The 22,815-nt window shown below is 59.2% G+C and carries 20 protein-coding genes; 9 read left to right on the plus strand and 11 right to left on the minus strand.

Features of this window, described 5'->3' with window-relative positions:
* Positions 1-24: 24 nt before the first annotated feature.
* Positions 25-1,233, plus strand: a complete 1,209-nt coding sequence (locus JSS95_03975; protein ID MBS1798963.1) for a D-galactonate dehydratase family protein — start codon at positions 25-27, stop codon at positions 1,231-1,233.
* Between the two features lie 11 nt (positions 1,234-1,244).
* On the opposite strand, the gene JSS95_03980 is transcribed toward JSS95_03975, so the two are convergent.
* The 4 genes from JSS95_03980 to cdd all read right to left on the minus strand — a co-directional run bounded on the left by JSS95_03980 (position 1,245) and on the right by cdd (position 5,921).
* Entirely contained in the window at positions 1,245-2,483 is a 1,239-nt protein-coding gene (locus JSS95_03980) for a NupC/NupG family nucleoside CNT transporter (protein MBS1798964.1), read from the minus strand.
* A gap of 95 nt (positions 2,484-2,578) precedes the next feature.
* Positions 2,579-3,886 carry a GGDEF domain-containing protein gene (locus tag JSS95_03985; protein MBS1798965.1) on the minus strand — a complete coding sequence of 436 codons (1,308 nt, stop codon included), beginning with the start codon at positions 3,884-3,886 and terminating at the stop codon, positions 2,579-2,581.
* 200 nt (positions 3,887-4,086) lie between these two features.
* Positions 4,087-5,472 carry a thymidine phosphorylase gene (locus tag JSS95_03990; GenBank protein MBS1798966.1) on the minus strand — a complete coding sequence of 462 codons (1,386 nt, stop codon included), beginning with the start codon at positions 5,470-5,472 and terminating at the stop codon, positions 4,087-4,089.
* 8 nt (positions 5,473-5,480) lie between these two features.
* Positions 5,481-5,921, minus strand: coding sequence for a cytidine deaminase (gene cdd, locus JSS95_03995; GenBank protein ID MBS1798967.1), 441 nt, complete (start codon positions 5,919-5,921; stop codon positions 5,481-5,483).
* An 83-nt stretch (positions 5,922-6,004) separates the two neighbouring features.
* Here cdd and JSS95_04000 point away from each other — a divergent pair, with 83 nt between their 5' ends.
* The 5 genes from JSS95_04000 to JSS95_04020 are packed head-to-tail and all read left to right on the plus strand — an operon-like array spanning position 6,005 to position 11,122.
* Entirely contained in the window at positions 6,005-8,152 is a 2,148-nt protein-coding gene (locus JSS95_04000; GenBank protein ID MBS1798968.1) for a chemotaxis protein CheA, read from the plus strand.
* Positions 8,149-8,667 (plus strand): chemotaxis protein CheW, encoded by a 519-nt coding sequence (locus JSS95_04005; GenBank protein MBS1798969.1) that lies wholly within the window; start codon positions 8,149-8,151, stop codon positions 8,665-8,667. The genes JSS95_04000 and JSS95_04005 overlap by 4 nt, the downstream gene beginning before the upstream one ends.
* Complete coding sequence (locus JSS95_04010) at positions 8,664-9,032, plus strand: response regulator (protein ID MBS1798970.1); 369 nt, start codon at positions 8,664-8,666, stop codon at positions 9,030-9,032. Before JSS95_04005 ends, JSS95_04010 begins: the two co-directional genes overlap by 4 nt.
* Positions 9,033-9,087: 55 nt before the next feature.
* Positions 9,088-10,308 carry a chemotaxis-specific protein-glutamate methyltransferase CheB gene (gene cheB, locus JSS95_04015; GenBank protein MBS1798971.1) on the plus strand — a complete coding sequence of 407 codons (1,221 nt, stop codon included), beginning with the start codon at positions 9,088-9,090 and terminating at the stop codon, positions 10,306-10,308.
* Positions 10,295-11,122 carry a protein-glutamate O-methyltransferase CheR gene (locus JSS95_04020; GenBank protein ID MBS1798972.1) on the plus strand — a complete coding sequence of 276 codons (828 nt, stop codon included), beginning with the start codon at positions 10,295-10,297 and terminating at the stop codon, positions 11,120-11,122. The genes cheB and JSS95_04020 overlap by 14 nt, the downstream gene beginning before the upstream one ends.
* Positions 11,123-11,125: 3 nt before the next feature.
* On the opposite strand, the gene JSS95_04025 is transcribed toward JSS95_04020, so the two are convergent.
* The 3 genes from JSS95_04025 to JSS95_04035 all read right to left on the minus strand — a co-directional run bounded on the left by JSS95_04025 (position 11,126) and on the right by JSS95_04035 (position 16,658).
* A complete protein-coding gene (locus JSS95_04025) occupies positions 11,126-13,744 on the minus strand; it encodes a transglycosylase domain-containing protein (protein MBS1798973.1) in 2,619 nt (872 codons plus the stop codon).
* Positions 13,745-13,788: 44 nt separating this feature from the next.
* On the minus strand, positions 13,789-15,567 hold the full coding sequence (locus JSS95_04030; protein MBS1798974.1) for a proline--tRNA ligase: 1,779 nt from the start codon (positions 15,565-15,567) through the stop codon (positions 13,789-13,791).
* Positions 15,568-15,653: 86 nt separating this feature from the next.
* A complete protein-coding gene (locus JSS95_04035) occupies positions 15,654-16,658 on the minus strand; it encodes a KpsF/GutQ family sugar-phosphate isomerase (protein ID MBS1798975.1) in 1,005 nt (334 codons plus the stop codon).
* A 156-nt stretch (positions 16,659-16,814) separates the two neighbouring features.
* Between JSS95_04035 and JSS95_04040 the strand changes: the two genes are divergently transcribed.
* The 3 genes from JSS95_04040 (at position 16,815) to alaC (ending at position 19,216) form a co-directional block, all read left to right on the plus strand.
* Complete coding sequence (locus JSS95_04040) at positions 16,815-17,411, plus strand: TlpA family protein disulfide reductase (GenBank protein MBS1798976.1); 597 nt, start codon at positions 16,815-16,817, stop codon at positions 17,409-17,411.
* The gene (locus JSS95_04045; GenBank protein ID MBS1798977.1) at positions 17,408-17,914 is read left to right on the plus strand and encodes a protein-disulfide reductase DsbD N-terminal domain-containing protein; all 507 of its coding nucleotides are present in this window, start codon (positions 17,408-17,410) and stop codon (positions 17,912-17,914) included. The genes JSS95_04040 and JSS95_04045 overlap by 4 nt, the downstream gene beginning before the upstream one ends.
* Positions 17,915-18,028: 114 nt before the next feature.
* On the plus strand, positions 18,029-19,216 hold the full coding sequence (gene alaC / locus JSS95_04050; GenBank protein MBS1798978.1) for an alanine transaminase: 1,188 nt from the start codon (positions 18,029-18,031) through the stop codon (positions 19,214-19,216).
* Between the two features lie 285 nt (positions 19,217-19,501).
* Here alaC and JSS95_04055 read toward each other — a convergent pair whose 3' ends face one another.
* The 4 genes from JSS95_04055 to JSS95_04070 all read right to left on the minus strand — a co-directional run bounded on the left by JSS95_04055 (position 19,502) and on the right by JSS95_04070 (position 22,675).
* The gene (locus tag JSS95_04055) at positions 19,502-20,179 is read right to left on the minus strand and encodes a DUF1275 domain-containing protein (protein ID MBS1798979.1); all 678 of its coding nucleotides are present in this window, start codon (positions 20,177-20,179) and stop codon (positions 19,502-19,504) included.
* A 144-nt stretch (positions 20,180-20,323) separates the two neighbouring features.
* Positions 20,324-20,749: a putative toxin-antitoxin system toxin component, PIN family gene (locus JSS95_04060; GenBank protein MBS1798980.1), complete on the minus strand. Its 426-nt coding sequence runs from the start codon at positions 20,747-20,749 to the stop codon at positions 20,324-20,326.
* Entirely contained in the window at positions 20,746-21,036 is a 291-nt protein-coding gene (locus JSS95_04065; protein ID MBS1798981.1) for a prevent-host-death protein, read from the minus strand. The genes JSS95_04060 and JSS95_04065 overlap by 4 nt, the downstream gene beginning before the upstream one ends.
* Positions 21,037-21,175: 139 nt before the next feature.
* Positions 21,176-22,675: a glutamate--tRNA ligase gene (locus JSS95_04070; protein ID MBS1798982.1), complete on the minus strand. Its 1,500-nt coding sequence runs from the start codon at positions 22,673-22,675 to the stop codon at positions 21,176-21,178.
* Positions 22,676-22,815 lie beyond the last annotated feature (140 nt).

A 22,815-nucleotide genomic window follows, 5' to 3' on the forward strand; every position in this document is an offset into this window, starting at 1 on the left:
GGGGAAGCTCTGAAGGGGAAGACGATGAAGATAGTCGCAGCGCGGCTTATTGTGTGTTCGCCCGATCGTAATTTCGTTACTCTTCGCATCGATACGGACGAAGGGATCTACGGCCTGGGTGATGCCACGCTCAACGGGCGTGAGCTTGCCGTTGCAGCATATCTAGAAGAGCACGTTATTCCTTGCCTGATTGGCAGGGAAGCCTTTCAGATAGAAGACATCTGGCAATATCTCTATCGCGGTGCATACTGGCGGCGCGGTCCCGTGACGATGGCGGCGATCGGCGCCGTCGACATGGCGCTGTGGGACATCAAGGGAAAAGCGCTGAATACGCCGGTATATAACCTTCTCGGTGGGGCAAGCCGCCAGGGCTGTATGGTCTACACGCACGCGAATGGAAACGATATCAGTGCCGCTATCGATGCAGTCCAGCGCGAGCGTGAGGCGGGCTATCTTGCAGTGCGCGCACAGGCGGGCGTGCCGGGAGTCGCTTCAAGCTACGGAGTGCCTAAGGGAGGAAAACCCTATGAGCCGGCTGAGCGAGGATTACCCGCGGAGAGCCTGTGGTCGACGGAGCGCTATCTCAACTTTGCTCCGAAGCTGTTCGAGGAACTGCGTAAGAGTGTTGGCGAAGACCTGCATCTGCTGCACGATGTCCACCATCGTCTGACGCCGATCGAGGCAGGGGGATTGGGAAAAGCCCTGGAGCCGTATCATCTGTTCTGGATGGAAGATCCCACTCCTGCTGAGTTGCAGTCGTCATTTGCTGTGATCCGTCAACATACGACAACGCCAATCGCGGTGGGCGAAGTCTTCAACTCAATCTGGGACTGCAAGGAACTGATCGAGCGCCAGCTCATCGATTACATTCGCATGACTATTGTGCACGGAGGAGGAATCACACACATGCGTAAGGTCGCGGACTTTGCCAGTTTGTATCAGGTGCGGACAGGATGCCATGGCGCAACGGACATGAGCCCGATCACCATGGCTGCTGCGCTGCATCTTGGCCTGGCGATTCATAATTTTGGAATCCAGGAACATATGCGTCACAGTGCTCTGACCGATGAGGTGTTTCCTCATGGCTATCGTTTCGATGCGGGCTACATGCACCCCGGCGATGCTCCCGGACTCGGCGTCGACATCAACGAGTCTCTTGCTGCAAAATACCCCTACCAGCGCGCATATTTACCGATTGCGCGCAAGCTGGACGGTACGCTGACGGACTGGTAATAGGTCAGCGGCTAACGAATCAGCATCGAGACAATACTGGCGCTCATCAGATTGGCCATTGTTCCAGCAAGCATTGCGCGCAGGCCAAGCTGGGCGAGGTCATTGCGACGTTCCGGCGCCAGAGCGCCGATGCCGCCGATCTGCATACCGATCGAACCGATATTCGCAAATCCGCATAGCGCAAAGGTGGCAATAGAAAACGTTCGCGGCGACAGCTGCGTTTTTTGAAGCCCCAACTGTGTGTAGGCGACGAACTCATTCAGCACGGCCCGTGTCCCGAGCAGATTTCCGATAGCAGGCGCTTCCTTCCATGGGATGCCGATGAGCCACGCGACGGGCGCGCCAATTACTCCCAGAACAGCGTTGAGCGAGTGCGGGAACGGAATGCGTCCGAGTGTCCACAGAAAGTTTGAAATGCCGAGCATCATCGCATTGAATAGGCCAACGAGTGCGAGAAAGCTGATGAGCATGATGGCAACGTTGAAAGCCAGCTTGCCTCCGTCGATTGTCCCGCGGGCGATAGCGGCGACGAAGTTATCGTTCTTGTGTTCTTCATTGGGGGGCATCTTGACCGTGCCAGCGGTTGCGGGAACCTCTGTCTCAGGCACAAGCATCTTGGCGACCAGAATTGTTCCCGGGGCGGTCATGATGACTGCTGAAAGAAGATCCTGCGCATTGATGCCGAAGCTGATATAGGCGGCCATTATGCCACCGGAGACATGCGCCATCCCAGAGGTCATAATTGTCATCAGCTCTGAGCGCGTAGCCCCGTCGAGAAACGGGCGAATGGTTAGGGGAGCCTCAGTCTGGCCCATAAAGATCGACGCAGCAACATTAGTCGATTCCGCACCGCTGGTGCCCATCGTTCGTTGCATGATCCAGGCCACGATGCGAATGATCTGCTGCATCAGCCCAATGTGATACAGGATGGCAAAGAAAGCAGAGACGAAGATGATGGTGGGAAGAACGGCAAAAGCAAATACTGCGAGGGGGTTGCCGGGGGTGCCGAGGTTGCCAAACACCATGGACGAGCCGTCGGCGGAGTGGGCCAAAAGTGAGGTTACGGCGACAGATCCTTTGTGGAGTAAGGTCTGCCCGTAGGTCCATTTAATTACAAGGAAGGCAAAAAGGACCTGCAACCCAAGTCCCCACGCTACAGTGCGCCAGCGAATGGCGCGCCGGTTGGTCGAAAAGACGTATGCGATTCCGAGAAAGACGGTGAGTCCCAAAAGGCCAATAAATCGATGCAAAGGCGTGGCTCTCCTGCACGTTACTACAAGTGTGTGGGATGAGTGTAACGGGAATTGGCCCTGAGCAACAGCGATTTATGCAGTGGCAACAGGCATTACGCTCCGCCTGCAGCGTGGCTGCGGAATCTCCCGCTGGCCGTGAGGGCCGGCACGCTGTCAAGACGGATGTGCCTCAGCGGCGTCCGCTTCTGCTTAAGCGAGTACATGCGCAGGTCGGCGATGCGAAGCAGGCGGGTTGGATCGGCGGCGTCTTCAGGGAAGATGGAAATGCCGATCGATGCGGAGACATTCAATGTCTGTCCGTCGAAGATAAACGGCCGCTCGATGGCCCTGCGAATCGTCTCGCTCAACTGCTCGGCCGATTGTGTATGGCCGGGATTGCACGCAACCAAAGTAAACTCATCGCCGCCAAGACGGGCGAGGCAATCGAAGCCATGAACATGCTCTCGAAGACTAACGGCGACATGCCTCAGTAGTTGATCGCCGGCCTGATGTCCATAATTGTCGTTAATCTGTTTGAAGCCGTCGAGGTCGAGCATGAACAGCGCCAGCGTGGTTTCGGAGCGGCGGCAACGATCAAGCGCCGTCGAAAGATGGTCTTCAAAGGCCCGGCGGTTGGGTAGGCCCGTGAGTTCATCATGCAGGGCCAGCCAGCGGTTGCATGAGACCTGTTCCTCCAGCATAACCAGGATCATCCCGATAGAGATGAGTGATTTCTGCATATTCCATACGTGCGATGCAATATCTGCATATGCTCGCAGATTGACAATAAACGGGTGAACAAAGAAGCAGATGGCCCAGATATAAAACCCTGTGAGAATAGCCAGCCGGCCTGTGCTTCTACCTGGCAGGCGCCGTTGGAACTTTAAACCTGCTACGGCGTAAACGCCGCCAAGGCTCCAATAGACGAGGTCCCGGAACTTTCCGTTATAGGCGAGTACTGCGATTCCAACCCAGCCCGCAAGATGAACGACTGTGACCAGCCATGGACGGCGGAGAACGATCGAGCTTCCGATTGCAATCATTAGCCCTAGAGCGATCCAGGGATAATATGAGGCCGCCTTGTAGATGTGCAGGCCGTAGGTCGTATTGAGGGCAAGCAGAGGCAGGCCATTCAACACAAGGTAAAGCAGGCGCGTTTTCACCGGCAAAGGATGTGAACTGGAATCCCAGGTGAACACCATGCCGGCGATGAGGTAGCAGTCCAGCACGATAACGTGTAGCGCCGTAGCTGGCATACTGTTTTGAGAATAGAAGATATGTGCTATGGATTCGACAAGAGTAATGAACAGACCGATAAGCCAGATATCTGCCTGTTCCTGCGGGTGCCGCCGCCGCATAAGCAGAAGAATAGCGATAAGAATCGCCAGGGCCGATAGATCAGGGAGAAAGGCGTAGTTCATCAGGCTCCATACTTTCTTTTGTCGGCAGGCATCTATTTACTGTCTAAAAAGATGGGCTCATGTGTGCCTGCCGTAAGGAGATATTTCACTCATTATCTGTCAAATATGCGATGGAACGAAGATGAAATTCTCAATTTAAATAAGCCAACGTTCGCTGAACCAGCCTCTCCTCTCCGTTAGGCCGCAGCATACTCCATGGATCAGGAGGCGGTTCTGGCTGTGATCGCCTCGCGCACTAATGCCTGCTTTTCTGGAGGTGAGCTTGAAATGACCAGCGTTTCGCGGAGCATCTGCTCTGGTTCATCGAGCAAATACTGGTCTTCTGAGAAGAGCGTGAAGATTGGTTGCCCCCTTTCCAGTCGATCACCCAGTTTGGCGTGCGATTCGATGCCGGCATGTGCGCTTACCGGATCGCCTGGCTTTTCGCGACCAGCTCCCAGGCGCTGCACTGCCCAGCCAACCTGTTTGCAATTCATTGAGTGGAGAAAGCCGTCTCGATCCGCGGTGACGACACGGGATGCCTTGGGCTTGTGGTGCGAAGCGGGATCGCGAAATACCGATGGATCGCCGCCCTGGGTTTCTACGATCTTGAGCCATGCCTTATACGCTTCGCCCGATATCAAAATCTCGTCTGAGAGCTCTGCGCCGGCCTCCGGGGTATTGGTTTGGCCGGCAAAATAAAGCATCCAGCCAGACAGGGCGTTCGATAGCTCAATCAAATCCGCAGACATGGGATGTCTCACCTGTTTCATGATGTCGACACACTCCCATACCTCAATCCAGTTTCCCGAAAACCGTCCCAGTGGCTGATCCATGCTGGTAAGAAGAGCGGCCGTCCTTGTTCCTGCGGCCTCACCTGTTTGAACCATCAGCTCAGCCAGGTACTTGGATTTCTCATAAGTCGGCATAAAGGCGCCACAGCCCACTTTGACGTCGAGCACCAGGGCATTCAACGACTCCGCAAGCTTTTTGCTCATGATGCTTGCAGTAATAAGAAACGGCGACTCGACTGTCCCGGTGTGGTCTCGCAGGGCATACAAAATACGGTCCGCCGGAACGATCCGCGGCGTCTGGCCGATCAGGGCTGCACCGCATTGGATCAGAGTGTCTGCCAGTTGCCGAAGGTCGAGCTGGGTATTGAAGCCGGGAATGGTCTCCAGCTTGTCCAACGTCCCTCCCGTGTGCCCAAGCGAGCGCCCGCTGATCATCGGGACGCAGATACCGGGAACACCTTCGGGTGTTGGGTGTGCAAGCCCGGCAGCGGCGAGAACCGGAGCAATCAGCAGCGAAGTCTTGTCGCCCACGCCTCCAGTCGAATGTTTGTCGATGGTGAAGGTGTTCAGCGGACCCGCATCAAAGGTATCGCCGGAGAAGCGCATTGCCGAGGTAAGCGTCGCCAGTTCATGAGCATCCAGGCCGCGTTCAAACACCGCCATCAGAAGGGAAGCGATCTGCGCGTCGGTAACCAGCTGCCGTTCCGGAGTCCGCTCGACGATGGCTCGCACGAAGGATTGGATCTCCTCGTCGGTAAGGGCAAGGCCGTCGCGTTTGTGCAGGATCACGTCAATGGGATGTATCTGGCTCATAAGTGTCGTCAATCCCCGCTCTCGTTGAGAATAAAGGCATGAGGAAGCAGCTCGGCGACGGTTGAGCGGGTTAGTGTGCCGTCGGCGTCAGGGAAGTAGACCTCGGTCTGCGATGAACTGAACTCATGGATCGTCTGACGGCAGCCGCCACAGGGCTGACTTGCTGTGTCGTTGAGGTTGACGATGACGACTGCACGGATTTTGATGTCCGATCCATAGAGTGCAACTGCACTCGAAATGGCCGACTGCTCGGCGCAGGTTGTAAGCCGGTACGAGGCGTTTTCGACGTTGCAGCCAATAGCCACATTTCCATCTTTGAGCAAAATTGCTGCTCCCACGCGGAACTGACTGTACGGGGCATAGGCGTTGGCGGCCGCAGCCAGCGCGCGCGTGCGGAGGTCGTCGACCTGTGCTTGGGAGATGCCGGTGTCTGTGTCTTTTTGAGACATGATGAAGAGGCTATCGGGTGCGCCCCGTGAAAGGCAAGTGCTTCCGTCCTCACGCTTTGGCTCTTTCTTCCGATAGAGCAGATGTGGACGACTTGACTAAAGAGTTTATCGCAGAGAGTCAGGAAGGGCTGGATCGCATGGAGCGATGCCTGACCGACCTGGAGACGAGGCCACAGGACAGCGCACCTTTAGTGGGGGAGATCTTCCGTGCCGTCCATACGATCAAGGGAACCACGGGCTTTCTCGGGTTTTCACGGCTTGAAAAGCTGGCACACGCAGGCGAGCATCTGCTCGGTTCATTACGAGAGGGACGGCTGGCCGTTACCGAAGACCTTATAAGCGGACTGCTCCGGTTGCTCGATGGGCTCAGGGCAATCCTGGCCCTGATCGAGGAAACGGGTAGCGAAGGCACACGGGCCAGCGATGAAGACAGTTTCCTAATCGCGGAGCTTGCTGCTTTGAACGATGAAGTTCCAGAGCTTGCCAGTGTCGCACCGGTCGTTGCAATAAAAGCCAGTGAAGACACTTTGCCTTCAGGGCAGGCCGCAAACCCCACACCAACGATGCCGACGGGGAGTGGAGCAGCAAACAACGACAAAACTCTGCGCATCGATGTCGATGTGCTGAACCGCATGATGAACCTGGTTGGTGAACTGGTGCTGACACGCAACCAGATGCTCCAGAGTGGAGTCGAATCGACAAGCTTTCCGGAGCTTGCGCGACGGCTCGACAGCGTAACGGCTGATCTTCGCGAGACCGTGATGCAGGCCCGTATGCAGCCAGTCGGCAACCTCTTCGGGAAATTTCCGCGGATGGTCCGCGATCTCGCGCGTACATGCGGACGCGAGGTGCGTATCGAATTCTTCGGCCAGGAGACGGGCCTCGACAAGAGCCTGCTCGAAGCCATCAAAGACCCGCTGACCCACGCAGTAAGAAACTCGGTCGATCACGGAATTGAATCTCCCACAGACCGTGTGCTTGCCGGGAAACCGGCAGAGGGCTGCGTCATCCTGAAAGCCTTCCATCAGGGCGGGTCGGTCGTGATTGAAGTCTCCGACGATGGTGGTGGAATCGCCATGGAGCGTGTGCTTGCGAAGGCGGTCGAACGCGGTCTGGTGACTACAGAACAGGCTGCTGAGATGAGCGAGCGTGAGGCGTTGCAACTCATATTCCTGCCTGGGTTCTCCACTGCGTCAGCCGTCACCACCGTCTCCGGACGTGGCGTTGGCATGGATGTTGTGAGGGCAAATGTCGAGAAGGTGGGCGGGAGCGTCGAGCTTGAATCCAAGGTCGGCATCGGTACAACGCTGCGCTTGCGCGTGCCCCTGACCCTGGCGATTGTTCCAGCCCTGGTGGTCCGCAGCGGAGGCCAGAGCTTCGCGTTACCGCAGACAACGTTGATGGAGCTGGTCTATATCCCGACTCGGGACGTCGCGCAATCCGTTGAGCGCGTTGGCGCTGCAGAGGTCTTTCGCCTGCGCGAGAGGCTGCTCCCCATGGTGTGGCTCGACCGCCTGCTCGGCTTGAAGAATGCTTCCGACAGCCACGGCTTTTATATGGCGGTACTCGAAGCGGAGGGTTGTCGCTATGGCCTGGTTGTCGACGATCTGCTTGCGCCGGAGGAGATCGTCGTGAAGCCTCTCTCCGCTGTGCTTCGTGAGATAGGTCTCTTCTCGGGCGCAACCGTGCTGGGCAATGGAACGCTGGCGCTGATTCTGGATATTGCAGCAGTCGCGGCACGTGCCGGAGTCAAACCGGTTATAGAAGAAGAGGAGACGCAGACCGTCGAGATCAAGCACGATAACGAAGAGTCGTTCCTGGTCTTTGAAGACAGAGCACGCGAGCGGACTGCGTTGCCGCTTGAGATGGTCGAGCGCATTGAGAGCGTCGCTCTGGGACAGATCGAGTATGCCGGCGGGCGCGCACTTCTACAGTATCGCGGCGAATTGCTGCCGCTTCGCGATGATGGCGGTGTCCTTGATGAGATGCACATATCCGGTGCGCAAGATGAACATGCCTCCGCAACAATTCTCATCTGTGGCGATGCCGGCTCCAGGGCAGCACAGCGTATGGGCATTGTTGTCAGGCGCGTGCTTGATGTCTCAGATGGCACACTGCTCGATCGAGACTCCGCCTCGGCAGACACCGAGCTGGCACTCGTTAAAGACAGACTGACGGCGATCTTTCGCGGCTTTGGCGGAGACAAGCATGGATGGAAGGAGGTTGCATGAAGGTTGTGGCTCAGCAGACCGATAGCATTCATGACGACGGCAATAGCAGCTCGCTGTGTTCAATGTACGCCGGGGATGAAAGCTTTGGCATTGACACCAGCAAGATTCGCGAGGTGTTGGGCAAGCGAGAACTGGAACGCGTTCCCATGGCTCCGGCCTTCGTTGCCGGTGTGGTTCCCTATCGCGGAGATGTGTTAACTGCAGTCAGCTTCCGCGCCCTGCTTGGTCTTCCCGATAGTGCAAAGGCAGGGTGCGTCCTTGTGCTCGAGGATGAGGAAGGTCAGGAGAGGTTTGGCCTTGTCGTGGATGCAGTTGGCGGCGTCGTTACTGTAAACCGCAACATGCTCGAGGCAAATCCCTGCACACTGGAAGCGCGGTGCAAATGGCTCTTTGACGGGGCTTACAAGATGCAGACAGGCTTGATGGTCCAGCTTGATCCACAAAAGTTGAGGCCTTCGAGGCTGGCAGAGACAGAAATGTTCAGCCAAGGGATGGCGCAGCAGGAGGTAGCATGAAGGCCCTGATTGTCGACGATTCAAGTTTCATTCGTGAGTATCTCCGTCATCTTCTGACACGCATGGGGATTGCGTGCGAGGAGGCAGCGGATGGAAACGCTGCTCTCGAAGTTCTCTCCGCGCAGCAGGAGTTCGACCTGATGCTGCTCGATGTGAATATGCCGGTCATGAGCGGCCTGGAGTGCGTGAAAGCTTTGCGGCAAGCCAGGCTCCACCCCGCCATGAAAGTGATGATGGTAACAACTGAGGCCGACAACTCGTTTATCTCTTGCGCGCTCGACAACGGTGCCGATGAGTTCCTGATGAAGCCGTTTACGCCGGAAAGCCTCCGCGAAAAAATGATGCTTCTTGGCTTTGCCGCATAGAATCAATGCGCTGATCGAGACTCTTTACGAACGACTTGAGGGCAGGAACATGGAAATGATGGACGAGCGTCCGCTGCGTGTACTCGCCGCGGACGACTCAACAGTCATGCGCGGTATCATGCGAACGCTGTTTCTACGGCACGCGAAGACCGAGCGCAAAGACATGCCGCGAATGGAGCTGGTTGGTGTTGCCCGCGATGGCGCGGAGTGTCTTGAAGCAGCATCTCGGTTATCTCCCGATGTTCTTGTTCTCGATCTGGAGATGCCCAGGCTGAGCGGCCTTGAAGTCCTCGATAAGCTCAGAGAATCTCGTGTGCGCCTGCCGGTGATTATGTGCAGTTCGCACACCGAACGTGGTGCGAGGGCCACGCTGGACGCGCTGTCCCGCGGAGCCTCGGATTATGTCATGAAGCCGGCAGGGCAGCGCGACTTTGAAGCGTCGCTTGCTTCTCTTGCAGAGCAACTGTTGCCGAGAATTGCTGCGCTTGCCGTTGATCGAAGCGCACGCGCAAGCCTCCTGGAGAAACATACCGGTCGCGCTCAAGGCCGTTTGCCTCAGACCAGGAAGCGTAGTGACGAAGGTGGGTGCGGTGCACGGGTTGACGTTGTCGTGATTGGCGTGTCGACCGGAGGGCCTGCGGCCCTTGAGCAGCTGTTGCCACAGCTTTCGGCTGCATTGCCCGTGCCCGTTCTGATTGTGCAGCACATGCCGAAGCTGTTTACGGGAGTGCTTTCGGAACGGCTGGACCGCTGCTGTTCTTTGAATGTAGCTGAGGCGTACCACGGCGCTCCTCTGAAGGCAGGTGCGATCTGGATCGCACCCGGGGACGAGCACATGGAGATCATGTCGCAACCGCAGATCGGATGGGACGGAAGGATCGCACGAGGGGCCAGTATCAAACTCCACCGGCAGGAGCCGCTGAATCACTGCCGGCCCTCGGTTGACTACCTCTTTCATTCGGCAGCCCATCTTTATGGAGCAGGAACGCTTGGGCTTGTGTTGACCGGCATGGGCTCCGATGGCCTTGAAGGCTCTCGATCCATTCGTAACGCGGGTGGGACCGTTCTGGCGCAGGATGAAGCAACCTCTGCTGTCTGGGGGATGCCTGGTCGAGTGGTCGAAGCAGGCGTCGCAGCATCGCCACTTCCACTGCATGCGCTGGCGCGCGAGGTCAATATCAGGGCCGGTTATGCGCGATCGATTGCAACCAGCGTTACAGAGGGCTCGCTGCGGCCCCGCAGACAGAACGAGGTGGTAGCAAATGGCTTGTTCTGAGGCTGACTATGTCTTCCTGCGCGAGCTTGTGCTCAGCCGGTCTGCGAACCAGATCGATTCGTCGCGCAAAACTCTCTTCGATACGAAACTCACCCCGGTCGCGAGACTTGCCGGAGCTTCCAGCGTGAAAGATCTCGTCGATGTGCTTCGTTCGAGTCAGTCGGCGCATCTGCACCAGGTCGTCACCCAGGCAATGATGATCAACGAGACCAGCTTCTTCCGCGACGTCAAACCATTCGACTTATTGCGCACAGACATACTCCCTCGTTTGGTGGAAAGCAGAAGAGAGCAGCGCAGACTCCGCATATGGAGTGCGGCAAGCTCAACCGGCCAGGAGGCTTACAGCATTGCCATGCTTCTGGCAACGGACATGCCAGAGGTACTCGACTGGGACATCAAAATTATCGGAACGGACATCTCCCAACAGGTGGTCGACTACGCGCGACGCGGGCGATATCGCCGGTTGGAGGTCAATCGTGGCTTACCGGCATCCATGCTGCTCAAGCACATGACCCGGGATGGCGAGGAGTGGGAGGTGAGTGCAAGGTTACGCGGAATCTGCGATTTTCGTTGCGCGAATCTCTGCGCTGCACTGCCTGCACTACCTACCTTCGACCTTGTGCTTCTGCGCAATGTACTTCTGTACTTTTCGCAGCAGGATAGAGGCTCAGTCTTTCGATCCGTTGATCGTCAGATGGCGCGTGATGGATATCTTCTGCTGGGCAATGCCGAACAGGCAGAGGAGTCGACAGATCGGTTCAGTGTGGAGTTTTTGAAGAATTCCTACTTCTACCGGCCTGCCCGTGAAGCCTGAACCCTATTGAGGGGGTTGTCCGGGAGCTGGCTGATCCTTCTTCTTGTCTCCACCACCGCCGAAGATCTTTTGGAAGATATTCTTCTTTTTCGGCGGGTGCTGATCGACTTCTGCGGGAGGTGGTTCTACGGGTTTAGCCGCTGGCGTATGGACCGCAGGGGATACTGCTGTTGCCGGTGCCGGATTTTCCGGCCGCACAGGTTCAGAATGACCGCCCAGCCCGAAGATCTTCTGAATAAAGTTCTGCGGACTTTCCATCATCTGGGTGCATGTTCCGGTCGGAACAGTTCCGTCCAGGAAGGCGATGTTCAACGTCTTATCGGAACAGCTCGCATCAGCCAGCAGGCCGGAGGTTCTGTCAACGCGCGCAAAGGTGATGCCAGATGGTGGCGAGAATGACTTCACATCGGAGTATTGGGGAAGCTGGATGGCCCGCTTCATAAACTCCGCCCAGATCGGAGCGGCTGCGTCGGCTCCCTGAATCTTGATGTCCGTGTAGTCGTCATTGCCGACCCAGACCACGCAAAGCAGCGTGGAGGTGTATGCCGCGAACCATGCATCGTGCTCCGTGCCGGTCTTTCCCGCCGCCGGTGCGGTAAAGCCGCGCCCGCGTATGCCCGCGCCCGTGCCGAAGTTCAACACGTTCTCCATAAGAGATTGGGTGAGGAAAGCGACGCGCGGATCCAGCACCTGTTTCGCGTCGGGAGAGTAGTCCGCGACGATGTCCCCCGACGCGTTCCGTACCGAGGCGAGCATCCACGGATTGATATGAACTCCATTGTTGGCGAAGACCGTATAAGCGCCGGCCATATCTAGAGGCGTGGCGTTGTATGTCCCAATTGCGACCGATGGAGTGCCGCGAGCGTTGACGATGCCGGCAGAGCGGGCGAGCGAGGCGACGTTGTTGTAGCCCACCTGCTGCGCCAGTGCGATCGTGGCAATGTTAAGCGAGTGCGCAAGCGCATCTACAGCGGTCACCATCCCCGGGTACTCGCCCTTGACAAAATTGTTGGGCGTGTACGATTTGCCGCCGGAGCCGAAGTCCTGCGGATCGTCGTTGATCTTGGTGACCGCCGTGAATGGTCCTTCGCCGTCGATGTTCGTTCCGTTCAGCGAGGTATTGTAGGCCTCGGCGTACACAAATGGCTTAAAGATGGATCCAGTGGGGCGCTGGGCAACCGCATGGTTGAGCTGGGAGGTCGCATAGTTGCGTCCGCCTACCAAAGCAAGAACCTGACCTGTGTGGGGATTGAGTGCGATGAGTGCGACCTGAGGATAGGTGATAGGCCCTGCATAGTCTTTGTCTTTCCGGGCAAGGCGCTTGCGAACAAGCTCATCGACGTTCTTCATGCCGATCTCAACAGCTTCCGACGCTACGGCCTGAAGGTCCGGATCGAGCGAGGTATAGATGCGAAGGCTCTGGTGCGCCAGGTCCTGGTCGCTGATCCGCTGCACCAGTTGGTCGTGCACCAGATCGACGAAGTACGGCGCTTCACTGGCATCGACGTTCGGCGGGGCCAGGCGCAGCGACTCCGCCTTGGCCCGTGTCGCCTCGCCGGCTGTAATCGCGTTCGTCTCAACCATCGAGTCGAGCACAACGTTCCGCCGCGCAGTCATGCGTTCCGGGTGGCGATAAGGGTTCAACCGGCTGGGGCTTTGGATCATCCCCGCCAGCATCGCGCACTCGGCTGTATCGAGCTGCTTCAGGTCCTTGTTGAAGAATGCCTGCGCCGCTTCGCCAAAGCCGTTGATGTCATAGCTTCCGCGATGCCCAAGGTTGATCTGGTTGGCATACATCTCGAAGATCTGCTGCTTCGAGAAGTGCGATTCAAGCTGAAAGGCCACAAGAATCTGTGTGGATTTGTACTTGAAGAAATCGATCTTGTTGGAACGCTTGGGCTCGACGAACAGCAATTTGGCAAGCTGCATGGTGAGGGTCGACCCGCCTCCACGCCACTTGCGATCGCCGATCATGTCATGCCAGACCCAACCGACCATGGTGATGTAGTTGATGCCGCCGTGTTCAAAGAACCGGCGGTCTTCGATGGCGAGCACGGCCTGCACCAGCCGCTGCGGAATGTCCTGATAGGTGACGAGCCGCCGCTTTGTGCGGCTGTTGTCGTCGGAGAGAGCGGTGATGAGCTGAGGTTCAAGTTCATAGGCGCTGAGCGCAGCGCCGTTTTCGGCTGTAATACGCTGTACGACGCCGCTCGACGTGCTGATGGTTGCGCCGTCGGTGGTATGGTAGCTCTCGGCCCCCGGTTTGATAAAGATATTGTCGCCGTTGAGCTGGAAGGTGCCGAGCTGCGGGTTGCTGTTGTAGCCGGCGCGGCGCAGATCGGCGGCGATCTCGGAGGTGGAGAGCTTCTGGCCGCTTCGAACCTCGCGGGGTGCGGCATAGATGCGCGAGACACTGGCGACCAGTGGGCCTTTCGCCAGCCGCTCATCCACGACGTGCGAGGCCTGGATGTAGAAGTAGCCGAAGACCACGAGCCCGATGAGGACACAGCAGGCAATGCTGAGCAATGCGAAGCGAACCAGCCTGTTATCCAGGTGAAGTCTGTCGATAAAGGTCTGACCGTTGCGACCGGGTCTACTGCCGTATTTGAGTTTGACGGGCAAAGTGCTCTTTCTTCTTATGACGGTTTGACTGCCGAACCGGGGAGCTAGGGTTGCAGGGCAGATGTTATTCGATTGGAGACATCAGCTGCTACCTGGTCCATCGCCACATCTTGAGGCTTGCCAGCCAGCCTGTCTAAAAATTCAACCTTACCTTCAGCAACTCCGCGTCCAATGTTGATTCGATAGGGGATGCCGATCAGATCTGCATCCTTGAACTTAACTCCTGCCCGCTCATCGCGGTCATCCAGTAGAACGTCGAGGCCCAGGCCGGAGAGCTCCGCGGCTACCTTTTCGCCTGCCGCCAGCAGGTTCGCATCGGCCACATTGGTGATCGTTACCACAACCTGGAAGGGCGCGATCGCCGGGTGCAGCGCATAGGCGGAGCCATCGTTCGAAGCCGCCGACGACTCGATTGCCGCGGTAAGAATGCGCTCGATCCCGATGCCGTAGCTTCCCATGATCGGTGTAACTTCTTTGCCGTCTCGGTTGAGAACGGAGGCGCCCATCGACTTCGAGTACTTATAGCCCAGTTTGAAGATGTGGCCGATCTCCACCGCCTTGCCCAGCCGCAGCGGTGAGCCGTCGACCGGGCAGCCCTCGCCCTCGATGATGTTGCGCACATCGGCGACCGCCGTCGGCTTGAAGTCGCGCACCGGCGTCACGTTCCGCAGGTGGTACTCCTCCTTGTTGGCCCCTGCAATCAGGTTCGTCCGGCCCTCGAGTGCCTTGTCGAGAATGACCAGCGTTCCCGGCTTCTTCGGATGCGGCGCGGCCTCAAGTCCAATCGGACCAAGATAACCAGCCGGGGCCTTGAAGACCTCGACGATCTCCTCCGGTGTCATCGGACGCAGCTCGCCGCCGGTGATCGAGACCAGCTTCGCCTCGTTAAGCGAGTGGTCGCCTCGCAAAAAGACGACAACTGGACGCAGCGCGCCGAGCTTCGCATGGTCGGCCTCCGGCAACGCCGCCATGTAGGCCATCGTCTTGATCTGGTGCTGCGGTTGGACATTGAGAAACGTTCCCACTTCTTCAATCGTGCGCTGTCCCGGTGTATGTACAAGCTCGGGCTGCCCATCACCTGTCGCAGCGAGATCGTCGACAGGTGCGAGCCGGGAGGTCGCCTTCTCCAGATTGGCGGCATAGCCGGAGGTCGAGCTTGCGATCAGGTCTTCGCCGGCTTCCGTATAGACCATGAACTCCTGCGATGCTGAGCCGCCCATGGCTCCCGAGTCTGCCTCGACGGCGACGAAGTCGAGGCCGCACCGCTTGAAGATGCGGCGATAGGCCGCGTCGTGCTTGTTGTAGCTCTCGTCGAGGCCTGCCTCGTCGATGTCGAATGAGTAAGCGTCCTTCATGATGAACTGGCGCACGCGCAACAGTCCCGACTTCGGGCGTGGCTCGTCGCGGAATTTCGTCTGGATCTGGTACCAGATCTGCGGAAGCTGCTTGTAGCTACGCAGCTCGTTACGCGCAATCGAGGTCATCACCTCTTCGTGCGTCATGCCCAGGCACAGGTCCGCGCCCTTGCGGTCCTTCAGGCGAAACATGTTGTCGCCCATCACCTGCCAGCGGCCACTCTCCTCCCACACCTCGCGAGGGTTCAGCGCCGGAAGCAGGAACTCCTGCCCGATCTTGTCCATCTCCTCGCGCACGATGGCGACGATTTTGTTGATCGACCGGTTGCCGAGAAAGAGATAGCTGTAGATTCCCGCGCCAAGCTGGCGAATATAACCGGCACGCAGCAGCAGCTTGTGGCTGGCCACCTCGGCGTCTGCAGGAGCTTCACGAAGAGTAGGGATAAAGAGTTGCGACCAGCGGTGCATGTGTTCTGTGTGACCTTCCGGCTTCTTAAAGTCGTTCGTCGTTGATTCTCTTATTCTAACTTCCGCAGCGGGTTGACGCAGGTCGTCTAGATCAGTTCGAGCGTCCACAGATCATGCAGATGCAGCACGCCTTCGGCGCGGCTATCCTCCGAGGTGACGATCAACGACGTGATCTTCTTCTCCTCCATCAGCGCCAGCGCCGACGAGGCGAACTCTGTTGCGGCGATCGTGACCGGGTGCGGATTCATGATCTCGCCCGCAGTATGTTCGAGAGCCCTGCCCCCGTCGCGTTCCAGAAGACGGCGCAGGTCGCCGTCGGAGATCATGCCCAGCAGGTGGCCGTCGCCATCGAGTACGGTCGTCATGCCCAGCTTGCGGCGCGACATCTCGTAGATCACCTGCGGCATCGGAGTCGAGGGCAACACGCGAGGCAGAGCATCGCCCGCGTGCATCAGCTCTCCCGCCCGTGCCAGCCGCTTGCCGAGTCTTCCTCCAGGATGGAGGTCGGCGAAGTCTTCCGGCTTCCATCCGCGGCGGCGGCTTACCTCAAGCGCCAGAGCGTCGCCGAGCGCAAGCATCACCGTGGTCGAGGCCGTCGGCGCAAGGTTGTGCGGACAGGCCTCGGAAGAGACGCTGGTGTCGAGGATGACGTCGCTCGCCGGCGCCAGCGTCGAGGTTGCGCAGCCCGAGAAGGTGATGAGCTTGTCTGCCAGCCGCTTGAGCAACGGAAGCAGCCGCAGAAGCTCCTCGGTCTCTCCGCTGGCTGACAAAGCAATCACGGTGTCGCCGCGCGAGAGCATTCCGAGGTCGCCGTGGACGGCGTCGGCGGGGTGCAGATAATGAGCAGGCGTCCCGGTTGAGCGCAGCGTTGCAGCCAGCTTGCGGGCGATGATGCCGCTCTTGCCGATGCCGGTGACGATGACTCGATTCTGCCGGGCGATGGACTCGAGTAGCAGCTCAACCGCCTGGTTGAAGGCAGGCAGCATCGTGCCGTCGAGGCGCGCGGCGAGTTCGCTGAGAGCAGCGGCCTCGATGCGGACGAACTCTGAGGGGCGAGCGGCTTCAGGCGAGCTGTCGGTCGTGTCGGGCATCGTGCAGAACCTTACTGAGGTTAGCAGAGCGAAGGTTTGAGGAAGCTCGTGACCGCGAATCCGGCTTTGCGTCTAAACTGAAGAAGGTGGTCCGCGCGGCTTTGCGGGGCGAAAGGATGTACGGCGGTGATGCGAAGGGTTGGGGTTCTCGGGTTGATGGTGGTTGGCGTCGCGCTGATGTTGTGGGCGGGCTGGCACAACCTGCGCGAGCGGCGCCTGGCGACGCAGCAGGCGCGGGACAAACAGATTGTCCTGATTCCGGCCAAGCCCGGCGACGAGGGCGAAAACGGGCTTCCGCAGATGCGCGGCAAGGCTGCGCCGGCGTTCGCGCTGATGAACCTCGAGGGCAAGAAGGTCTCGCTCGCCGACTACAAAGGCCGCCCCGTGCTGGTGAACTTCTGGGCTACGTGGTGCGGACCGTGCAAGGTGGAGATGCCCTGGTTCGAGGAGCTTCGCAACCAGTACGCCTCGCAGGGGTTTGAGATCCTCGGTCTGACCGACGACGTCGATGCGGGCAAGGACGCGATTGCGAAGGTCGCCACCAAAGCCGGCGTCACGTATCCCATTTTGCTGACGGACGGCAAGGTGCAGACTGCTTACGGCGGGCTCGACGTTCTGCCAATGTCGTTTTACATCGACCGCAATGGCGTAATCGTGGAGCAGACCGCCGGTCTCGGCTCGAAGAGCCAGATTGAGGCAAACATCAGGAAGACGATCGCCTCCGGCACGACGGCGCAGGCAGGTGGACTGTGATCCGAAGCCTTGTGTTGACCGGCCTGCTGGCTGGTTCGAGCATCGTCGTTGCGCAGCAGGGAACATTGACCACTCCGGTTGCCAAGATCAAGCAGTATGTGACGTTCGCCGCCGAAGAGCAGGCGGTGAAGGCTGGCAAGAAGAGCGTCGTCGAACTGCGCTTCAAGGTGACCGAGGGCTACCACGTGAACTCGCACACGCCGAAATCGGAGCTGCTGATTCCGACAAACCTTACATTGAAGCCCGCGGCCGGAGTGACGGCCTCGGCGCTGGAGTACCCGGCGGGCACATCGTACTCGTTCAGCTTCGAGCCGAACGAGAAGCTGGACGTCTACACCGGCGTGTTCACGGTCAAGGTCCCGATTGTGGCCGAGGCGGGGTCGCACACCGTCGAGGGCATTCTGCGCTACCAGGCATGCGACAACGCCGCGTGTTATCCGCCGAAGATCCTGCCAGTGGAGTTTGTGGTGACGGCGAAGACCGCGGGAGCGCAGGCGCGATAGCCTTTGCGGCCTGATGTATCAGGGTGGCAAAGGCGGTTCCCGAGCGCAATCCACAGTCGCCGCGGCAAGGCGCGGTGGCATGATGAAGCGAAGTCCGAGCAAAAAAGAGAAGACATCATGGAAGAGTTCAGAAGGCTGACCCGGCTGCCGGCATACGTGTTCAACATTACAGGCGAGATGAAGGCGGCGGCTCGCAAGCGCGGCGAAGACATTATCGACTTCGGGATGGGAAATCCCGACGGCGCGACGCCGAAGAACATCGTCGACAAGCTGATTGAGGCGGCACAGAAGACGCAGACGCACCGTTACTCGCTCTCGCGGGGCATCCCGCGGCTGAGGCGTGCGATCTCGAACTGGTACAGGACGCGCTACAACGTCGACATCGATCCGGAGACCGAGGCGATTGTGACCATCGGCTCGAAGGAGGGCATCGCGCATCTTTGTCTCGCGGTGCTGGATGATGCGGACACGGTCGCCGTGCCGAATCCGAGCTATCCGATCCACATCTTCGGGCCGGTGATCGCGGGGGCGAAGGTGCAGAGCATCAACATCGCAGACGCTGCGGGGGCTGAAGATATTCTGGCCCGGCTTGAGACGGAGCTGCCGCGAATGAATCCGCGGCCGAAGCTGCTGATCCTGAACTTTCCGTCGAACCCGACAGCGCAGACTGTCGACCTTGCTTTCTTCGAGCGCATCGTTGCGCTCTGCAAGGAGTTGGGCATCTACATCGTCCACGATCTCGCTTACGCCGATCTGGTGTTCGACGGCTATCGCGCGCCGAGCGTGCTGGAGGTTCCGGGCGCGAAGGAGATTGCCGTCGAGTTCTTCACGCTGTCGAAGAGCTACAACATGCCGGGCTGGCGCGTGGGCTTCATGGTGGGGAACAAGAAGCTGGTTGCGGCGCTGGGGAGGATCAAGAGCTACTTCGACTACGGGACGTTCACGCCGATCCAGGTGGCCTCGATCCAGGCGCTCGAGGGGCCGCAGGAGTGCGTGAAGGAGATCGTCGACAACTACAAGGCGCGGCGCGACGCTCTGGTACCGGGACTGAACAAGCTGGGCTGGCCGGTCGAGCTTCCGAAGGCGACGATGTTTGCCTGGGCGAAGATCCCGGAGCAGTACCGCGCGCTGGGCTCGATCGAGTTCTCAAAGAAGCTGCTGACCGAGGCCAAGGTGGCTGTGAGCCCGGGCGTCGGCTTCGGCGAGTATGGCGACGGTCATGTGCGCTTCTCGCTGATTGAGAACGAGGAGAGGACGCGGCAGGCCCTGCGGGGGATCAAGCATATGTTCAAGAACGGGTAGCTCCCCCCATCCTTTATTGCGCAAAGTCTTCGATCGAAAGACGTTAGGTCTGGACTTCCAGCGCACGTTCCATGCCAAAGCCCCGGAGAGATCCGGGGCTTTTTCTTTCGCTGAATTAAGTATAGCGAGTGGAACGGAACTAATCGGCAACGTGGATCTCCTATGGATTGAGATAGATAGATGAAGCAGGGGCTTGACAGCCTCTGTTGTGGAAAAGCCGGGGGCATCGTTCTTTGATGCTGCAACGAGGGACCTCATGGCGTGGTTTTATCAGCGGAACGGCTGTCAGCGATCTGGGATGGAGAAGAGTGCGAAGAGCAGGAGGATGGCGGCTGCCGGGAGAAGTTCAAGAGGTCCGAGAGGGGCGGCGGCTGCGGAGAGAATGGCACCAGCGAGAAAAGCTATCCAGACGCTTGTTTCTAACAGAGCGCGGCGGAGTTGTGTGTCTCGGGGGCCTTCGGGCTTTGCGAGCTCGATGTGGAGCGTGGCTTGGGCGAGGTGGTTTGCGATCTTGTTCAGGGTTCCGGTGATGAAGGTGAGGTTGATGGGTTCTTTTCCGACCCGCGCGAGTGCCGGATTGACGAGACCCATGGCAAAGCTCAGGAGCGGAATGGCCAGGTTCGGGTGGGAGCGGTGATGGAAGTTCAATACAACGAAAAGGGCGAGCAGGAAGGCCGTGAGGCCGAAGATTATCGTGCGTGAAGAGCGGAGCTTTGCATGCACGAACCAGTTGCCGGTGAAGCTGCCGCCGAGGAATCCGGCGATGGCGAGCGCAAGAGGAATGGCTGCCGTGATATGCGCGCGACCCAGACGGATGCCTGCAAAGGTCGTGTTGCCGCTCATGAAGGAGACGAAGGTCCCGAAGAGACGAATCGCATATCCATCGACGTACCCGGCGATGAGGGCCAGAGAGGCGGCCTCAACTTTGGGGTGGCGAAGAATGGAGGCGCGCGGCAGAGCCATGAGACACATCATAGGAGATGCGGGGCATCCGTTTGGTTCGCGCGTTGCGCGAATGTTCCCACATCTGGCGATGAGACCGCCACATATGGGGCACCCGATTTTGTGGCAGGTGGACCAATCATTCTGGATATCGGCGTCCAGTTGCTACTGTGAGCCTGTCTCCAGATGCGCCAGATAGTCTGCGGGGGAGAGGACCCTCACAGCGTTGCGAGCGGTGTTGGGAAAGTGTTTCAGGTTGCCCGTCACGAGCCAGCATCCAGCAGTGTGGGCTAGAGCAAGGAAGGGGCGATCTTTGGGGTCTGGCGAATGGATGACAGACGGGAGATCGGGGTCGGCATCGGGCAGGAAGAGGCTTTCCTCAATGAGGAACTCAAGCCAGAGGGGAGGGAAGCCGTAGCGGCGGAACTTTGGGCGGCGTGCGACCTCGCGATACTCACGGACGATTGCGGGGCTGGTGGCCACCTGTACACGGCCCTCGAGAAGCCAGTCCATGACGAGCGTGGCAGGCGCGGTATCGGGCCTGATGGCAGCGGAGACGATGACATTGGTGTCGAGGACGATGAGCCTCATCCGGCTCTACGGCGGCGCGGCCGTGCGGTTCGGACTTGTTCGATCTCGCGGTCGATCTCTTCGCCGGTGAGCGGCGCAGCTTCGGCGCGACGCCAGTTGGCGCGCAGGCTGGCTTTTGCCATAGCGCGCCGCAGCTCGCGGTCTTCAGCGGCGACGTCTCCGAGTACGGGTACGAGGAAGTAGGCGGGGCCGTCCTGCCCGGCGAGCAGGATGGTCTCGCCGTCGGGGACGGACTTTAGGGCCTTCGAGCCTCGGGTTCGGAATTCGCGGAGTGAGACCTGGCGCATGGTTCGTCCTCCTGGGTAGTGTAGCCGTTTTGGCTACGCTTTACCACTGGCGATTCTTTGTCGCTTGCGGTGTGGAAGGAGAGCGGTTCGCGCGTTGCGCGAATGTTCCCACATCTGGCACCCGATTCTGCGGCGCCGGTTACTTCTTGGTGGCGGACTGTTTCTTCTGGGCTTCCAGGAAGCGGCGTGCGCGGTCGAGGGAGCGGGCTTTGCCGAAGACGATCATGCTTTCGAGCAGCGGCGGCGACATCGTCGAGCCGGTGATGATGGCGCGGAGGAGCATGAAGTTTTCTTTGACCGACCACTGCTTCTCTTCGCCTAGTTTGCGGAGGGAGGCGTCTAGTGCGTCGTGGTTCCAATCGGAGGCTTCGATGGCGGCCAGCTGATCCTGGGCGAAGGCGAGGGTGTCTTCGGGGGTGCGCTTTTTGGGGACCCAGACCTCGGGCGGGGGCAGGACGTTGTCGGAGAAGAAGAAGCCGGTCATGTCGCCGAACTGGGTGAGGGTCTCGATGCGGTTCTGCATGAGAGCGGAGATGTGGCGGAGGTAGTCGTCGCCGAAGACGCGCTCGCGGATGGCGAGGAAGAAGTCTTCGGGGGAGAGCTTGCGGAGGTACTCGCCGTTGAGCCACTTGAGCTTGGCGAGGTCGAAGACGGGGCCGCCGACGCGAATGTCGGTGAAGACGAAGTGCTGGACCATCTCGTCGAGGGTGAATTTTTCGATGACGCCATCGGCTCCCGTGAAGTCGGACGGCATGCCGCCGCCCATGAGGCCGAGGAAGTTGAGGATGGCCGGGGGAAGGTAGCCGGAGTCGCGGTAGTAGATGAGCGAGACGGGGTTCTTGCGCTTGGAGATCTTCGACTTGTCGAGGTTGCGCAGGAGCGGCATGTGCCAGAAGCGCGGGACGGCCCAACCAAAGGCCTTGTAGAGCAGGACGTGCTTGGGCGTGGAGGAGATCCACTCCTCGGCGCGGATGACGTCGGTGATCTCCATAAGGTGATCGTCGACGACGTTGGCGAGGTGGTAGGTGGGGAAGCCGTCGGACTTCATGAGGACCTGGTCGTCGACGTTGCCGTGCTCGAAGGTGATGTTGCCGCGAAGCTCATCGCGGAAGGTGGTGGAGGCAGTGAGATCGTTGCCGTGGGGCGGGACGGCGAGGCGGATGGTGTAGGGCTTGCCGGCTTTGGCGTTCGCCTCGATGGTCTCGGGGCTGATGCGGCGGCAGGTGCCGGGGTAGCGCGGTGGGAGTTTGGCGGCGAGCTGCTGCTTGCGCGTGGCCTCGAGCTCTTCGGGGGTACAGAAGCAGCGGTAGGCGGTGCCGTTGGCCAGCAGGATTTCGGCGTGCTGGCGGTAGATTTCTGTGCGTTCCGATTGGCGGTAGGGGCCGTGGGGGCCGCCGACGTCGGGGCCCTCGTCCCAGGTGAGGCCGGCCCAGCGGAGGGAGTCGAAGATCATCTGCTCGGAGGTGGAGACGAAGCGGGTGCGGTCGGTGTCCTCGATGCGGAGGATGAACTTGCCGTTGCGCTGGCGGGCGTAGATGAAGTTGAGCAGGCCGATGTAGGCGGTGCCGACGTGGGGGTCGCCTGTGGGGGAGGGAGCGATGCGGACGCGGATGGGGGCTTCAGGATCGATGCTGTTCATGATTTGGTTGAAGGTTAATGCTAGCAGAGGGAGGGTTCATCCCACCCTTCGCGATGAAGCTGCGAAGGATGGGGCACCCGGATATTTTTTGGCGCTTCAGGCGAAATGCAGGTCCTTCGACTCGCTGCGCTTGCTCAGGA

The sequence above is a fragment of the Acidobacteriota bacterium genome (assembly GCA_018268895.1).
Taxonomy (GTDB): domain Bacteria; phylum Acidobacteriota; class Terriglobia; order Terriglobales; family Acidobacteriaceae; genus Edaphobacter.

Bases quoted from the DNA above. Each gene is read 5' to 3' on its own strand.
- JSS95_04030 (MBS1798974.1), bottom strand. From the start codon at position 15,567: ATGCACCGCTGGTCGCAACTCTTTATCCCTACTCTTCGTGAAGCTCCT.
- JSS95_04060 (MBS1798980.1), bottom strand. From the start codon at position 20,749: ATGAGGCTCATCGTCCTCGACACCAATGTCATCGTCTCCGCTGCCATC.
- JSS95_04070 (MBS1798982.1), bottom strand. From the start codon at position 22,675: ATGAACAGCATCGATCCTGAAGCCCCCATCCGCGTCCGCATCGCTCCC.
- JSS95_03990 (MBS1798966.1), bottom strand. From the start codon at position 5,472: ATGAGCCAGATACATCCCATTGACGTGATCCTGCACAAACGCGACGGC.
- JSS95_04010 (MBS1798970.1), top strand. From the start codon at position 8,664: ATGAAGGCCCTGATTGTCGACGATTCAAGTTTCATTCGTGAGTATCTC.
- JSS95_04065 (MBS1798981.1), bottom strand. From the start codon at position 21,036: ATGCGCCAGGTCTCACTCCGCGAATTCCGAACCCGAGGCTCGAAGGCC.
- JSS95_04005 (MBS1798969.1), top strand. From the start codon at position 8,149: ATGAAGGTTGTGGCTCAGCAGACCGATAGCATTCATGACGACGGCAAT.
- JSS95_04055 (MBS1798979.1), bottom strand. From the start codon at position 20,179: ATGGCTCTGCCGCGCGCCTCCATTCTTCGCCACCCCAAAGTTGAGGCC.
- JSS95_04035 (MBS1798975.1), bottom strand. From the start codon at position 16,658: ATGCCCGACACGACCGACAGCTCGCCTGAAGCCGCTCGCCCCTCAGAG.
- JSS95_04020 (MBS1798972.1), top strand. From the start codon at position 10,295: ATGGCTTGTTCTGAGGCTGACTATGTCTTCCTGCGCGAGCTTGTGCTC.
- cheB (MBS1798971.1), top strand. From the start codon at position 9,088: ATGATGGACGAGCGTCCGCTGCGTGTACTCGCCGCGGACGACTCAACA.
- cdd (MBS1798967.1), bottom strand. From the start codon at position 5,921: ATGTCTCAAAAAGACACAGACACCGGCATCTCCCAAGCACAGGTCGAC.
- JSS95_04040 (MBS1798976.1), top strand. From the start codon at position 16,815: ATGGTGGTTGGCGTCGCGCTGATGTTGTGGGCGGGCTGGCACAACCTG.
- JSS95_03975 (MBS1798963.1), top strand. From the start codon at position 25: ATGAAGATAGTCGCAGCGCGGCTTATTGTGTGTTCGCCCGATCGTAAT.
- JSS95_03985 (MBS1798965.1), bottom strand. From the start codon at position 3,886: ATGAACTACGCCTTTCTCCCTGATCTATCGGCCCTGGCGATTCTTATC.